The sequence below is a fragment of the Frigidibacter sp. genome (assembly GCF_030695035.1).
Lineage (GTDB): Bacteria > Pseudomonadota > Alphaproteobacteria > Rhodobacterales > Rhodobacteraceae > Frigidibacter.
The window spans coordinates 12,256-25,055 of the sequence record NZ_JAUYTT010000020.1 but is presented as its reverse complement, the minus strand read 5'-3'; the positions used below and the strand labels follow the sequence as shown (position 1 = coordinate 25,055).

The window sequence follows — 12,800 nt, the reverse complement described above, 5'->3', positions numbered from 1 at the left end:
GAAATTTGATTCAGAGCGGCCGCGCAGCGGCGATTGCCTCCTCGGTCACCTGCCGGTCGCCGATGTGATTGATCAGGATCAGCGCCAGCCGCGACCACAGGCGCAGGCTTTCGGCATCGCTGAGTCCCTCGTGCATCTGGATCAGCTGATCATAAAGATCGTCATGCTGGCTGAGATTTGGCGTCAGGTTCAGTGCGGGCATGGCGTGGCCCCCTTTGCGCGTGACAGGGCGGATTGCACGGCAGCCACGGTCGGCTGATGCCAGCGCGCGGCCACATATTGATCCGGGCGCACCAGACATGCCGATCCGCGCGGCATCGCCAGCCGCGCGGCCGCCGCGTCGTCCAACTGCAGCACCCGCAACCCGGCGGGGGGATCGCCATCCCAGGCATGGGCCAGCAGCGCAAAGTCATCGCCCAGTGTCTCAAGCAGCCAGCCGCCTTCATGCTGGGCGTCCAGCATCGGGCTGCCGGGGGCCACCCCGCCCGACCACGTATCTTGATCCGGGGTCGAGAGGCTGCTGACGGGATAGCTGACCGGCGTGGACAGCCGGCCCGAGTTCACGAAGGGCCGGGCAAAGGCGTGGTCGCGCGCCAGCTCCAGCACCGCGTCGCGCAGGGCCTGACTGGCAGGCGACTTGGGCGTCAGGAAATCGGTGGAGCGGGTCGAGTTCAGGATGTTCTCATCCGCCGTGACAATTGCCTCGTCATTATAGGTCTCGATCAGCGAGGCATCCGCCTGCCCGGTCAGGACAAGGTCCAGCTTCCATCCCAGATTGTCGATATCGGCCAGCCCGCCATTGCAGCCGCGTGCCCCGAAGGGCGAGACCAGATGGGCGGCATCGCCCGCAAAGACCACCCTTCCATGCACGAAGCGCGCCATGCGGCGGCACTGGAAAGTATATACGGAATACCATTCGCGCTCGTACTGGACATCCTCGCCCAGCATGGCGCGGATGAAAGGATCCACATTCTCGGGGCGCACCGCTGCCTCGCGGTCGACATTCCAGCCCAGCTGGAAATCCAGCCTCCAGACATTGTCAGGCTGCTTGTGCATCAGTGCCGAGCGGCCCGGGTTGAAGGGCGGATCGAACCAGAACCAGCGCTCGGACGGCATCTCATGCGTCATACGGATATCGGCGATCAGGAAGTTGTCCTCGAACACCCGCCCCTCGAAATCCAGCCCCATCTGATCGCGCACGGTGGACCGCGCGCCGTCGCAGGCGATCAGCCAGTCGGCGTGCAGGGTGTAGGCGCCCGTATCCGTCTGCACCTCCACCTCGACTCCGCCCTGCAGCGGCGTGACCGAGGTCAGGCGGTGGCCCCAGCGGATGTCGATATTGGGATGGGCGCGGCAGCCCTCCAGCAGGTAATCCTCGATGTAATATTGCTGAATGTTGATGAAGCCGGGATTCTTCTGACCCTTCACCGGCAGCATGTCGAACTGGTAGACGGGGTCCGGCTCGCCGCCCCAGAACACCTTGCCGAGGTTCCAGGTCACGCCCTTCTCGACCGCCGGGTCGCGGACCCCAAGCCGGTCCAGGATGTCCAGCGACCGCTTGGAAAAGCAGATCGCCTTGGAACAATGCGCGACGAAATCCAGCCGGTTGAGCACGGTGACCGCATGCCCGCGCCGCCCCAGATCCAGCGCCATGGCGAGGCCCACCGGGCCTGCGCCGATCACCACCACCGGCGCGCGGTCCTGCGCCGTTCCGGGCGCCGGCGTGGCCCCGATCTCCTTGTAGACGGGAATGCCCGCGATATTTGCCATGATCTCCTCCCCTGCCCCCGATCAGTCCTGCAGCTTGGCCCAGACCTCGCGGTCGCGCTCGGCGGTCCAGATGCGGGGATGTTCGATGCCGTCGAACTCATCCCACAGGCGCTGCACGTCGAAGGGGAGGCAATGCTCGAAGATCGGCCAGGCGCCGAATTCGGGGGCCAGCGCATCGCGTGTCGCCTCGAACGCCGCGCGCAGGGTGCCGCCCGCCTTGTGGACGCGGCCGACATTCTCGATCATTCCGTTCAGGAACTTGCGGGTCTGTTCGACCGCGGCATCCGTCTCGGCCACGCCGCGCGAGACGGCGCCGCGCCCGCCGACCAGGTTGTCGGCGCGGTAGGCCTTGACGTTGTCCAGCGTCTTTCCCGCCCAGTCGAAGTGATAGGCGTCGCCGGTGTAAAGCGCGGCCTTGGACTCGACCAGATCGCCGGCGAACAGCGTGCGCGTCTTGTCGTGCCAGACGGCGACATCGCCTCCGGTATGGCCGCGGCCGACAAAGCGCAGCTCCAGCCGGCCGCGGTCGCCGCCAAGCTCGATATCGTAGCTGTCCTTGAAGGTGATGGTCGGCCAGGTCAGGCCCGGCACCTCTTCGGCATTCTTGGCCAGGCGCGGCATCCGGCCGAACTCGCTCTTCCAGTCCTGCTCGCCCCGTTCGGCCACCAGATCGCGGCTGGCCTCGGACATCAGGATATCGCCGGCGTCAAAGGCGCTGGCCCCCAGCACACGGACGGCGTGGTAATGGGTCAGCACCAGATACCGCACCGGCTTGTCGGTCTGCTGGCGCAGGATCTTCAGCCATTCGCGCGTGGCGGCGGGGGTAGCGCGGCTCTCGATGGCGACGACGAAATCCTCGCCCTCGACGGCGCCGACATTGGGATCGCCCTCGGCGGTGAGCGCATAAACGCCCTCGCCCAGGGTTTCCAAGGTGTCGGTCTTGATGTCGGTATCGGCTGCGGATGCGAAGGGTTTCGCCATGATCTCTCTCCCGGTGAACATCAGGTCGAAATCATTTCTATTGCAACGATCTACCTCTGTATGTCATCAGATCAGGGGACAGAGGGAGGAATCGTCATGCTGTCCGGCCTGATCGACCCCGACCGTGCCGGCGCGCTGATGGAGGCGCGCGACGGCGGGCTGTTTGCCGAACGCCTGCTGGATCTGGCGCAATCGGTCGCGGGCGTGGATGAGCTGTTCGCCTGCCGCGTCGTGGGGGATGTGCCGCAGACGCTGGCCTCGGGCAGTGACCTCGACGATGCATCGGACCGCGCCCATGCCTATTCCAGCCGCTTTCACCGCAGCGACCCGGCGCAGGACGCCCGGCGCGCGGCGCGTCCGGGCAGCGGGTTTGCCTGCCGCATCCCGGCGGATGCCATCATGCTTTCGCCCTATCGAAAGCTGTGCTTCGAGAAGCCGCGCTTTGCCGAGAAGATCTGCTTTGGCTGGCGGTTCGGCGGGGACTGCCTGATGGTCACCTTCTACCACCGCCGGTCTGGCGAGCATGTCGACATGGCCCAACTGGGCGGGCTGGCGCAGCTGGCGATCACCGGGCTGCGGCAAATTACGGCGACCCCGTCCGATGCCGATATCATCCCACGGATCGAGCGGCGGCTGGCCGACGCGCATCCGGTGCTGACCCCGCGCGAACGCGCCGTCTGTGCCCGCTCCATGGCGGGCCACCCGGCGCGGGCGATTGCCGAGGATCTGCGGATCGCGCAATCGTCGGTGCTGACCTATCGCCAGCGCGCGTATCTGAAGCTGGGGGTGTCGCGCTCGGCCGATCTGCTGGCGGCAGTGATGGGTTAGGTCAGGGCGCCGGGTCCGGGGTCTTGGCCGTCTCTTCGATGGCCCGGCCAAGCGCGGCGATGCCTTGCAGCAGCGCGGCGTGATCCTCGGGCGACAGTGCCCCCAGTATTTCGGCAGCGCGCTTCTCGACCCCCGCAAAGGCCAGCGCGAACAGGCTGCGCCCCTCGGGCGTCACGGCATAGTTGCGCAGCCGCCGGTCACTTCCCGACACCTCGCGCGTGATCAGGCCCTTCTCCTCCAGCCGGGTTGCGGCGCGGCTGACCTGCACCTTGTCCAGCGAGGTGCGCTGCGCGATCTGCAGCGAGTCGAGCCCGCCGGCATCGGCCAGCAGGAACAGCAACCGCCACTCCTCACGCGAGAGGCCGTGATCGCGGCCATAGACCTTGACGAGCTGCCGCGAGAAGGCCGCGGCCGTGATGGCAAGCTGATAGGGGAAAAACGTTTCGATATGCATTTTCGCACCTTGGGCGGGCGGGCCTGATGGGTCTTATCGCGTCAGAGGCGCGAGGGGAACAGGGCGGGGGGCCGCAGGGTGGTTCCCCTGCAGCCCCCCCCTTTGGTCATCAGGTCAGATACAGGGACAGCACCGGCAACGCGATGATCACCGCCAGCCGGACGATATCGGCGATCCAGAACGGCACGACGCCGCGAAAGATCGTCCCCAGCGGCACGTCGGGCAGAACCGTGCGCAGCACGAAGACGTTCATGCCCACCGGCGGCGTGATCAGGCTGATCTCGGTCACCACCACCACGATGATGGCGAACCAGATCAGCACCGCCTCGGGGTCTTGCAGGCTGGCCAGCCCGAAGTCGAGATTCATCACCAGCGGGTAGAAGACCGGCACGGTCAGCAGGATCATCGACAGGCTTTCCAGAAAACAGCCCAGAACCATGTAGACCAGCACGATCAGGATCAGCACCAGCCAGGGCGACAGGCCCATGTCGCCGATAGCTGACGCGAGCGTGTCAGGCAGGCCGGCGAAGGTGATGAAGTTGCCGAAGATCTCGGCCCCGATGATGATGACGAAGATCATCGCCGAGGCGGTGGCGCTGTCCAGAAACGCCCGCCACAGCTTGAGGCGCGACAGGCCGCCGGTTGCGGCGGCGATCAGCAGGGCGAAGGCCGCACCCATCCCGGCGGCTTCGATGGGGGTGAAGAAGCCGCCATAGATGCCGATCATGATGAAGGCGAACAGCGCCAGCACCGCCGCCACGCTGACGGCATCGCGCCGGGTCAGCGGCGCGGGCGCAACGCTTTGCGGCGCAAGGCCGGGGTTCAGCCGCACGGCAACCAGCACCGCCACCAGATAACCGACGATCCCCAGCATCCCGGGCAGGATGCCCGCCAGGAACAGCTTGCCGATATCGGCCTCGGTCAGCAGGCCGAAGATGATCAGCACGACCGAAGGCGGGATCAGAATACCAAGCGTGCCGCCCGCCGCAATCGACCCCGCCGCTAGGCTGTCGGCATAGCCGAAGGCCCGCATCGACGGCATGGCGACCTTGGCCATGGTTGCGGCCGTGGCGAGGGACGAACCGCTGACCGCCGAGAACCCGCCGCAGGACAGCACGCTGGCCATGGCGAGCCCGCCCCGCATCTTGCCGAACACCCGGTTGGCGGCCGCGAACAGCCCCTGCGCGATGCCCGATCCGGCCAGCACATTGCCCATGAAGATGAACAGCGGCACCACCGACAGCGAATAGTTCAGCCCGGTCTCGAACACCGCATTGCCGACCATCGAACCGGCAGGGCCCCATCCGCGCATGATGGCAAATCCCACGCCCCCTACCAGCGCCATGGCAAAGGCGATAGGCACGCGGGCCAGCATCAGGACCAGCAGGACGGCGATGGCAATCAGCGACAGCGTCATCCGCGGCCCCTCCGCATTAGGACGGCAATGGCCGACACCGCACAGCTGGCGGCCGCCAGAAAGGCCAGCGGGGCCATTGGCAGCGCGAGGGACGCGCTGCGCGTGCCCTCATGCAGCTGCTGCAGGCCGATCAGCACCAGCCGCCAAGCGAACACTCCCAGCACCACTGCCGAGACCAGCCCCGCAAGCCAGCCCAGAACCACCTGCGCCGCAGGCGGCAGCAGGTGCAGCGCCAGGTCAACCTCGACATGGCCGCCATCCGCCGTGGTCAGCGGCAGCGCCACGAAGACCAGCGCCGCCAGCAGCATCTGCGTCAGCTCGAATGCGCCCCCGAAAGGGCGGTTCATCAGGTAGCGGCCCACCACGTCGATGCAGGTCACCGCAATCAGCGACAGGATCAGCAGGGCCGCCATCGCCGCCAGCAGGCGATACCATGCGGCCTGAACATGCGGGGTGCGCCCGGGGATCATGTCCGGGGGGGGGGCGTCGGAATGCGTCATTCGAGGGTGACCCCGGTGCGCTTGCGGAACTCGGCCAGCGCGGCGAGCCCGTCAAACTCGCCCAGGCTCTCGGCCCATTGCGCTTCCAGCGCGGATGCGGCCTCGCGCAGGGCGGTCACGACCTCGGGGCTGGCCTCGTGGAACTCGACCTTGCCACCGACTTCTTCCTTGGCGGCAATGTCGGCATCGTTCCAGGCCTTGCCCACCCGCTCGGCAAAGGCCGGGCCCGAGATGGCGTCGATGGCGGCACGGTCCGCATCCGACAGTCCGTCCCACTTGCCCTCGTTCATCACCAGGAACCAGGTGGTGTTGTAGATCCCGCCCGGAACCGTCATCGAATACTTGATGTGGTCGGTCAGGTTGAAGGCCGTCATCGCCTCATAGGTGAAGGCCACCCCGTCGATCACGCCGCGCGACAGCCGCTCATAGACCTCGGGCGAGGACATGAACAACGGCGCCGCACCAAGGGCCGCGACCAGCTCCCCCGCATAGCCGCCCGGCACGCGGATCTTCATGCCGGCCATGTCGGCTGGCGTCTCGATCCGGCGCTGGTTGTTGTGCAGAAGGCCGGGGCCATGCATGAACAGGCCCAACAGATGGGTGCCTGCATGTTCGGCGGACGCGTCCAGCTGGCCGCTATAGATGTCCCAATAGGCCTGCGAGTTGGTGATGGCGTCGTCGCCCAGGAAGCTGAACTGCCCCAGCTTCGCGCGGTCGAAACGGTCATCCTCGGTGAAGGAGTGCAGGCCATAGGTGATGTCGGCCACGCCGTCGCGGGCCATGTCGAAATGCGCCGGCGGGGTGCCGAGTGGGCGCGCCATGATCCGCACGGTGACGCGGCCTTCGGTGACCTCGGCGACCTCTTCGGCCCAGGGCTCGATGGCGTTCACCACGATCGGATGGCGCGGCGGCAGCCAGGACGACAGGATCAGTTCTTCGGCCAGGGCGGGGGCCGCGCCCAGCAGCAGGCTTGCCAGCGAAAGTGTCAGGGTCTTCATCTTTGGTCCTCCATGACCCTCGCCTCCCGCGAGGGGTTGAAATTGTCTGCATGCGCCGCCGCAAAGGCAGGGTGGTCGGCACAGGCTGCGGAAATGGCCGTGATGCGCGGCAGGTGGTCGGTTGCCACCCCCCACCGCGCGGCGTTGAAAAGCTGCGGGATCAGGACGCAGTCGGCCATGCCGGGCGCGCCCCCGTGGCAGAAGGGGCCGGGGGTGGTCGTCAGCATCGCCTCGACCGCAATCAGGCCCCGGGTGATGTTGTCACGGTTCCACGCGGCGCGGGCCTCGGCCCCGGCCAGATCCTCGACCCGCGCCAGCACGGCCAGGTTCGACACCGGATGGATCTCGCAGGCAATCGCCAGCGCCACCGCACGGGCCTGCGCCCGCGCGACAGGACCTTCCGGCAGCAGCGGCGGCAACGGGCGGGTGTCGTCGAGATATTCGAGGATCGCCAGCGATTGGGTCAGACGCAGCCCGTCGATCTCCAGCACCGGCACCAGCCCCTGCGGATTGAGCGCCAGATGATCCGGGCCGCGCTGATCGCCCGCCACCAAATCGACGGGCACACGGTCATAGGCGATGCCCTTCAGCGCCAGCGCGATTCGCACCCGCCACGAGGCCGAAGACCTCCAGTAATCATGCAGCCGCACCGTCATGGCTGGGCGGGCAGGATGCGCCCCGTGCAGGGGCCAAAGCCAACGCGGAACCCCTCGCCTTGGGCAAAGCCGAACAGCCCGACCTCGTCCCCGTCCTCGATGAAGGTGCGGGGTGCGCCGTTCACGGTGACCGGCACCTTGCCGCCCTGCGTCATCTCCAGCAGGGCGCCGGTCTGGTCGGGCGCGGGGCCGGAAATCGTGCCCGTCCCCAGCAGATCGCCCACCCGCATCGGGCAGCCAGAGACAGTATGGTGGGCCAGTTGCTGGGCGCTGGACCAATACATGACGGTGTAGTTCGTGCGGGCCATCTGCTGGCCGTTCATCGTCCACCCCAGGGTCAGGTCGTAGAACCCGGGGCGATCCTCACGCAGATAGGGCAGCAGATCGTTGTCGCGGGGGGCGCCTGCGCTGCGGAACGGCTCCAGCGCCGCCTGCGTCACGATCCAGGGGCTGATCGTGGTGCCAAGCGCCTTGGCCTGGAACGGCCCCAGCGGCTGGTACTCCCACGCTTGAATATCGCGCGCCGACCAGTCGTTCAGCAGCACATAGCCAAAGATCATGTCTTCAGCCTGATCGACCCCGATCCGCTGGCCCATGGTGCTGTCCGCCCCGACGATGGCGCCCAGCTCCAGCTCCAGATCCAGACGGCGGCAGGCGGTCCATTCGGGACCGGCCTCGCCCTTGACCTGCCCCATCGGGCGCCGGATGTCGGTGCCCGAGACGACCACCGACGACGCGCGCCCGTTATAGCCGATGGGCATATGCGTCCATTGCGCGGGCAGCGCGTTCTCCGGCCCGCGGAACAGCACACCTACGTTGAAAGCATGGTTCTTGGAGGCATAGAAATCAGTGAACTCGGTGACCCGGATCGGCAGATGCAAAGCCACCGCCGCCATCGCCAGCAGGGGAAGGTCGCGCGGCCCATCTTCGGCCAGCAATTCGGTCAGCCGGGCACGGGCGCGGTCCCATTCGGCCCGGCCCCGCGCGATGAAGTCGTTCATCTGCGGTGCTGCAAAAGTGCCGCCCGCGTCGATCAGGCCCAGCGCCTCGCAGGCGGCAAGGTCCAGCACCTTGTCCCCGATCGCGACTCCGCAGCGCGGCCCCGCCCCGTCACTCGAAAACACGCCATAAGGCAGGTTCTGGAGCGGAAAATCGCACGAAGGGTAGTTCGCGGCAGCCACCTGGCTGCGCGGGATCTGATGCGTCATCGGAAGTCTCGCTTGTCTTGTGCAGAAGTGGGGCAGCGGAACGTTTCAAGTGAAACGAATAGCAGATATTGTTACGCCTGCAACGATAATCGGGTGGCGGGCGAACCCGCCCCCCTCATTTCACCCCCGGCGTGCCGTCGAACTTCTTCTGCAGCTGGTCCCAGACCTCGATATATTCCTGCTGCATCGGCGCCTCGCGGGCGGCGAATTCGGTCAGGTGCTGGGGGAACCGAGTCTCGAACATGAAGGACATGGTGTTGTCGAGCTTTTCGGGGCCCAGCTCCGCATTGCTGGCACCTTCGAAGGCGTCGCGGTCCGGACCGTGGGGCAACATGCAATTGTGCAGGCTGATCCCGCCCGGCGCGAACCCTTGGGGCTTGGCGTCATAGACGCCGTAGATATTGCCCATCAGCTCGGACATGATGTTCTTGTGATACCACGGCGGCCGGAAGCTGTGCTCTGCCACCATCCAGCGCTCACGGAACAGCACGAAGTCGATATTCGCGGTCCCCTCCTGCCCAGAGGCCGCGGTCAGCACGGTAAAGATCGACGGGTCCGGGTGGTCGAACAGGATCGCGCCGACGGGGGAATAGGTCCGCAGGTCATATTTGTAGGCGCAGTAATTGCCGTGCCAGGCGACCACATCCAGCGGGCTGTGGCCGATATGGCTCTCATGGAACTGGCCGCACCATTTGATCACCACGCGGCTTGGCACCTCGCGGTCCTCAAAGGCGGCCACGGGGCATTTGAAGTCGCGTGGGTTGGCGAGGCAGTTGGCGCCGATGGGGCCGCGGCCGGGCAGGTCGAACTTCTGGCCGTAGTTTTCGCAGACGAAACCACGGGCCGGGCCCTCCAGCAGCTCGACACGGTAGACGAGGCCGCGCGGAAGGATGGCGATCTCTTTCGGCTCGAGGTCGATCACCCCCAGCTCGGTGCAAAACCGCAGCCGGCCTTCTTGCGGGACCACCAGCAGCTCGCTGTCGGCGGAAAAGAAATACTCGTCCTGCATGGATTGCGTGACCAGATAGACATGGGTGGCCATGCCGACCTGGATATTGACATCGCCCGCCGTGGTCATCGTCCGCATGCCCGTCAGCCAGGTCAGCGGCTGGTCTGGCACCGGGATCGGGTCCCACCGATACTGCCCCAGGCTGGTCACGCCTGGCAGCACATGCGGCGCGGTCTTCCAATGCGGCAGGTCGATGGGCGTGAAGCGGCCCGTATGGTGGACCGAAGGGCGGATGCGATAGCACCATGTCCGCTCATTCTGGCCGCGCGGCGCGGTGAAGGCCGTGCCCGACAGCTGCTCGGCATAGAGGCCGTAGTTGCACTTCTGCGGGCTGTTCTGGCCCTGCGGCAGGGCACCCGGCAGCGCTTCGGTTTCGAAGTCATTGCCGAAGCCGGGCATGTAGCCCATGTGCGGGCCCATCGAGGCGGCGCGGGTCATGCCTTGCGGCAGGTCATCAGTCGTCACGGCAATCCTCCGTCAGATTCGTTGCGATTGCAATGACCGTATCGTTGCTGGCGCAACGATGTCAATACCGTTGCATCAGCAATGGTTTTCAGCGACGTTTCGCACAGGAGGCCCCGATGCCCTTTCACCTCGACACGTTCCTGCCCTATCTGCTGTCTGTCGCGGCGCACCGGACCAGCGCAAGGTTCAGCGCGCTCTATGCCGCCGAGGCGGGGCTGACGATCCCGGAATGGCGGGTGCTGGCGCATCTGGACCATTCGGGCGCGGCCAGCGTCCGCGACATCCACAACCTCGTGCATCTGGACAAATCGGTGGTCAGCCGCGCAGCCTCGCGGCTGGAGCTTGCCGGGTTGGTGCAAAAGGAGGGTGACCCGCACGATCGTCGCCTGATCGTGCTGCAGCTGACCGAGGACGGCCGCGCCTTGATGCAGCGGCTCAGCCGCGTTGCCGGCAGCTTTCAGGCGCAGATCCTCAGCGAGCTTGGAGCGGATGGCCCCGCCCTCGCCCGCGCCCTGCGCCAGTTGGGACCGGGCCAGCCCGGCGACTGACCCGCGCGGGACTGCCTTTCAGTCTTGGGACAGCAGTTGAGCGAGCCTTTGCCGCAGCGCCGGCATATGCGGGTTGCCGCGCGTCACCGCGTCAAAGACCTCGGGCGCATCCTGTCCAACCATGCCAAGCCCCTCCATGATCAGATCAAAGCTGCGGGTGCGGATCTTGGGATGCGGGGCAAGCTCGCGCATCGCATGGGCCAGCAGATGCGTCAGCCCTTGGGTCAGGGCCGCGTGGCGGTCATGCTCCTCGGGCGAGGACAGCACGATCTGCAGCCGCAGCCGATGGCGCAGGAACGCCGCGATCCGCCACCAACCGCTGCCGCGCAGCGGGCACAGCACCACGCGCTGGCCCGCCAGCCCGGGACGCGCGCTTTGCGGGCCGAACATCGGATGGCATCCCAGCAGTTGCACATGCGGCGGCAGAAGCTCCTGCATCAGCCGCGCCGGTTCCTGCTTGATCGAGCAGGTGTCGATCACGATCTGGCCGGGGCGCAGATGCGGCGCGATCTGGCGCAGGCACCCAGCGAAGGCCGGAACCGGCACCGCCAGCACCACGATGTCGAAGGCGCCAGCGCCGGATAGCTGCACGACCGGCAGACCGGTGCTGCCGGGGTCCGCCGCCGGATCGCAGACCGCGACCGTCAGGTGGGATGCCAGATGGGTGGCCAGCAGCCGCCCGAAGGCACCGAAGCCGATGATGAGGACCGAGGGAAGCATTGGGCGGGACATGGCGATTTCCTTGAGGGGAGGAGGCGCCAGGGTCCGGGGGATGTCTCCGATATGCGACCGCTGGCGGGCGCAGCGGTGACATGGGAAGGCCGTCCGCTGCTCAGGGCAGCGGGTAATAGCAGCTTTGCAGGGGGCGGCTTGTCGGTTCCATGCTGTGGGCCAGTATCGGCGCCAGATGGACCTGTCAATCCTCGCGGTGCCGCGAGGGCGGTTTGCCGGTCCCGCGCTTGAACGCACGCCAGAAGGCGGTGCTGTCGGCATAGCCCAACTGCCGCGCGATCTCGCTGTGCGACGCGTTCCGGTCGCGCAGGCGGGCGCTGCCCATCTCCAGCCGCGCCTCCTGGACCAGCGCCCGGAACGACAGGCCAAGGTCCGACAGATGGCGCTGCAAGCTGCGGGGCGACATGTGCAGCACATCGGCCAGCAGGGTCACCGTCACCGGGCGCTGGCCAAGGTTCAGGCGGATCAGCCGGCGCACCTGCTGCGCCAGATCGGCGGCGTCCGTTGGCGGGGCGAGGTCGGCCAGATGCCGGGACAGGATCGCCATCAGCCCGCTATCCTCGGCCCGCTGCACACGTTCGGCGGCCTTGAGGTCGAACAGCAGCCGGTTGGCCATCCGCCCGAAGCTGGGCGCGGTGCCAAAGGCGCGGGCAAGGGCTGCCGCCTCGGGCAGCGCATCATGCTCCAGATGCAGGTCCACCGGGCGCCCCGCCGCGCCGAACGCCCCCCGAGCCAGCGCGATGGTGGCCGACAGCGTGTATTCCGCGTCCTGCCGCCGCGGCCAGAGGGTCGGGTCCTCCAGCCGGTAGGTCCAGACCAGATAGGTGTCCTGCACCTCGACCCGGATCGAGGTGCCGTCCTGCCAGGCGTTCAGCATCTCGGCCAGCCGCGTCAGCCCGCGCTTGAGGGTAGCCGAGCTGGCGAAGATCAGGCCGACCGGCCCCAGATCGGTGGCGCTGAAGCTGGTGCCCGCGCGCGCGCCGAAGGCCGGATCCCCCGCCGTGACCGCCGCTTCCTCCAGAAACGCCACGTAGTGATGCAGCGGGATTTGGGAATAGGGGTCCGACAACTGCGCGCGGGTCAGCTTGTGCCGTGCCAGCAGAGGCGCCGCAGGAAGGGCGCCGCGATCCAGCATCCGAAGGACCGGGCTGAGTGTCGAGGCACGGATCAACGGCACCGGCCCGCGCGGCACTTCCGATTCTGGCGCAATATATCGAATCATTGGCGCAATTCG

14 protein-coding genes are annotated in these 12,800 nt (G+C 66.9%); 2 read left to right on the top strand and 12 right to left on the bottom strand.

What is annotated here, in order from left to right; genetic code table 11:
• Nucleotides 1-10: 10 nt before the first annotated feature.
• The 3 genes from Q8S30_RS17650 to Q8S30_RS17640 are packed head-to-tail and all read right to left on the bottom strand — an operon-like array spanning nucleotide 11 to nucleotide 2,751.
• Nucleotides 11-202 (bottom strand): DUF2783 domain-containing protein, encoded by a 192-nt coding sequence (locus Q8S30_RS17650; protein WP_305667330.1) that lies wholly within the window; start codon nucleotides 200-202, stop codon nucleotides 11-13.
• Complete coding sequence (locus tag Q8S30_RS17645; RefSeq protein ID WP_305667329.1) at nucleotides 190-1,770, bottom strand: FAD-dependent oxidoreductase; 1,581 nt, start codon at nucleotides 1,768-1,770, stop codon at nucleotides 190-192. Before Q8S30_RS17645 ends, Q8S30_RS17650 begins: the two co-directional genes overlap by 13 nt.
• Nucleotides 1,771-1,791: 21 nt before the next feature.
• Nucleotides 1,792-2,751, bottom strand: coding sequence for an MBL fold metallo-hydrolase (locus Q8S30_RS17640; protein WP_305667328.1), 960 nt, complete (start codon nucleotides 2,749-2,751; stop codon nucleotides 1,792-1,794).
• Between the two features lie 96 nt (nucleotides 2,752-2,847).
• On the opposite strand from Q8S30_RS17640, the gene Q8S30_RS17635 reads away from it, so the two are divergent.
• A complete protein-coding gene (locus Q8S30_RS17635) occupies nucleotides 2,848-3,579 on the top strand; it encodes a helix-turn-helix transcriptional regulator (protein ID WP_305667327.1) in 732 nt (243 codons plus the stop codon).
• A 1-nt stretch (nucleotide 3,580) separates the two neighbouring features.
• On the opposite strand, the gene Q8S30_RS17630 is transcribed toward Q8S30_RS17635, so the two are convergent.
• The 7 genes from Q8S30_RS17630 to hmgA form a co-directional block, all read right to left on the bottom strand.
• The gene (locus Q8S30_RS17630) at nucleotides 3,581-4,033 is read right to left on the bottom strand and encodes a MarR family winged helix-turn-helix transcriptional regulator (RefSeq protein WP_305667326.1); all 453 of its coding nucleotides are present in this window, start codon (nucleotides 4,031-4,033) and stop codon (nucleotides 3,581-3,583) included.
• A 109-nt stretch (nucleotides 4,034-4,142) separates the two neighbouring features.
• Entirely contained in the window at nucleotides 4,143-5,450 is a 1,308-nt protein-coding gene (locus tag Q8S30_RS17625; RefSeq protein WP_305667325.1) for a TRAP transporter large permease, read from the bottom strand.
• Nucleotides 5,447-5,950, bottom strand: coding sequence for a TRAP transporter small permease (locus Q8S30_RS17620; RefSeq protein ID WP_305667324.1), 504 nt, complete (start codon nucleotides 5,948-5,950; stop codon nucleotides 5,447-5,449). Before Q8S30_RS17620 ends, Q8S30_RS17625 begins: the two co-directional genes overlap by 4 nt.
• Nucleotides 5,947-6,948 carry a TRAP transporter substrate-binding protein gene (locus Q8S30_RS17615; protein ID WP_305667323.1) on the bottom strand — a complete coding sequence of 334 codons (1,002 nt, stop codon included), beginning with the start codon at nucleotides 6,946-6,948 and terminating at the stop codon, nucleotides 5,947-5,949. The genes Q8S30_RS17620 and Q8S30_RS17615 overlap by 4 nt, the downstream gene beginning before the upstream one ends.
• Nucleotides 6,945-7,604, bottom strand: coding sequence for a maleylacetoacetate isomerase (gene maiA / locus Q8S30_RS17610; protein WP_305667322.1), 660 nt, complete (start codon nucleotides 7,602-7,604; stop codon nucleotides 6,945-6,947). The genes Q8S30_RS17615 and maiA overlap by 4 nt, the downstream gene beginning before the upstream one ends.
• Nucleotides 7,601-8,812: a fumarylacetoacetase gene (gene fahA / locus Q8S30_RS17605; protein ID WP_305667321.1), complete on the bottom strand. Its 1,212-nt coding sequence runs from the start codon at nucleotides 8,810-8,812 to the stop codon at nucleotides 7,601-7,603. The genes maiA and fahA overlap by 4 nt, the downstream gene beginning before the upstream one ends.
• Before the next feature lie 115 nt (nucleotides 8,813-8,927).
• A complete protein-coding gene (gene hmgA, locus Q8S30_RS17600; protein ID WP_371135551.1) occupies nucleotides 8,928-10,259 on the bottom strand; it encodes a homogentisate 1,2-dioxygenase in 1,332 nt (443 codons plus the stop codon).
• Nucleotides 10,260-10,402: 143 nt separating this feature from the next.
• Between hmgA and Q8S30_RS17595 the strand changes: the two genes are divergently transcribed.
• Nucleotides 10,403-10,834: a MarR family winged helix-turn-helix transcriptional regulator gene (locus Q8S30_RS17595; protein ID WP_305667319.1), complete on the top strand. Its 432-nt coding sequence runs from the start codon at nucleotides 10,403-10,405 to the stop codon at nucleotides 10,832-10,834.
• Nucleotides 10,835-10,852: 18 nt separating this feature from the next.
• Here Q8S30_RS17595 and Q8S30_RS17590 read toward each other — a convergent pair whose 3' ends face one another.
• On the bottom strand, nucleotides 10,853-11,566 hold the full coding sequence (locus tag Q8S30_RS17590) for a prephenate dehydrogenase (RefSeq protein WP_305667318.1): 714 nt from the start codon (nucleotides 11,564-11,566) through the stop codon (nucleotides 10,853-10,855).
• A 184-nt stretch (nucleotides 11,567-11,750) separates the two neighbouring features.
• Nucleotides 11,751-12,788, bottom strand: a complete 1,038-nt coding sequence (locus Q8S30_RS17585) for an AraC family transcriptional regulator (RefSeq protein ID WP_305667317.1) — start codon at nucleotides 12,786-12,788, stop codon at nucleotides 11,751-11,753.
• Nucleotides 12,789-12,800 lie beyond the last annotated feature (12 nt).

Coding starts and splice junctions, on each gene's coding strand:
- Q8S30_RS17620 (WP_305667324.1), bottom strand. CDS start 5,950: ATGACGCATTCCGACGCCCCCCCCCCGGACATGATCCCCGGGCGCACC.
- Q8S30_RS17640 (WP_305667328.1), bottom strand. CDS start 2,751: ATGGCGAAACCCTTCGCATCCGCAGCCGATACCGACATCAAGACCGAC.
- Q8S30_RS17650 (WP_305667330.1), bottom strand. CDS start 202: ATGCCCGCACTGAACCTGACGCCAAATCTCAGCCAGCATGACGATCTT.
- Q8S30_RS17625 (WP_305667325.1), bottom strand. CDS start 5,450: ATGACGCTGTCGCTGATTGCCATCGCCGTCCTGCTGGTCCTGATGCTG.
- Q8S30_RS17585 (WP_305667317.1), bottom strand. CDS start 12,788: ATGATTCGATATATTGCGCCAGAATCGGAAGTGCCGCGCGGGCCGGTG.
- hmgA (WP_371135551.1), bottom strand. CDS start 10,259: ATGACCCGCGCCGCCTCGATGGGCCCGCACATGGGCTACATGCCCGGC.
- Q8S30_RS17590 (WP_305667318.1), bottom strand. CDS start 11,566: ATGTCCCGCCCAATGCTTCCCTCGGTCCTCATCATCGGCTTCGGTGCC.
- Q8S30_RS17645 (WP_305667329.1), bottom strand. CDS start 1,770: ATGGCAAATATCGCGGGCATTCCCGTCTACAAGGAGATCGGGGCCACG.
- maiA (WP_305667322.1), bottom strand. CDS start 7,604: ATGACGGTGCGGCTGCATGATTACTGGAGGTCTTCGGCCTCGTGGCGG.
- Q8S30_RS17595 (WP_305667319.1), top strand. CDS start 10,403: ATGCCCTTTCACCTCGACACGTTCCTGCCCTATCTGCTGTCTGTCGCG.
- Q8S30_RS17635 (WP_305667327.1), top strand. CDS start 2,848: ATGCTGTCCGGCCTGATCGACCCCGACCGTGCCGGCGCGCTGATGGAG.
- fahA (WP_305667321.1), bottom strand. CDS start 8,812: ATGACGCATCAGATCCCGCGCAGCCAGGTGGCTGCCGCGAACTACCCT.
- Q8S30_RS17615 (WP_305667323.1), bottom strand. CDS start 6,948: ATGAAGACCCTGACACTTTCGCTGGCAAGCCTGCTGCTGGGCGCGGCC.
- Q8S30_RS17630 (WP_305667326.1), bottom strand. CDS start 4,033: ATGCATATCGAAACGTTTTTCCCCTATCAGCTTGCCATCACGGCCGCG.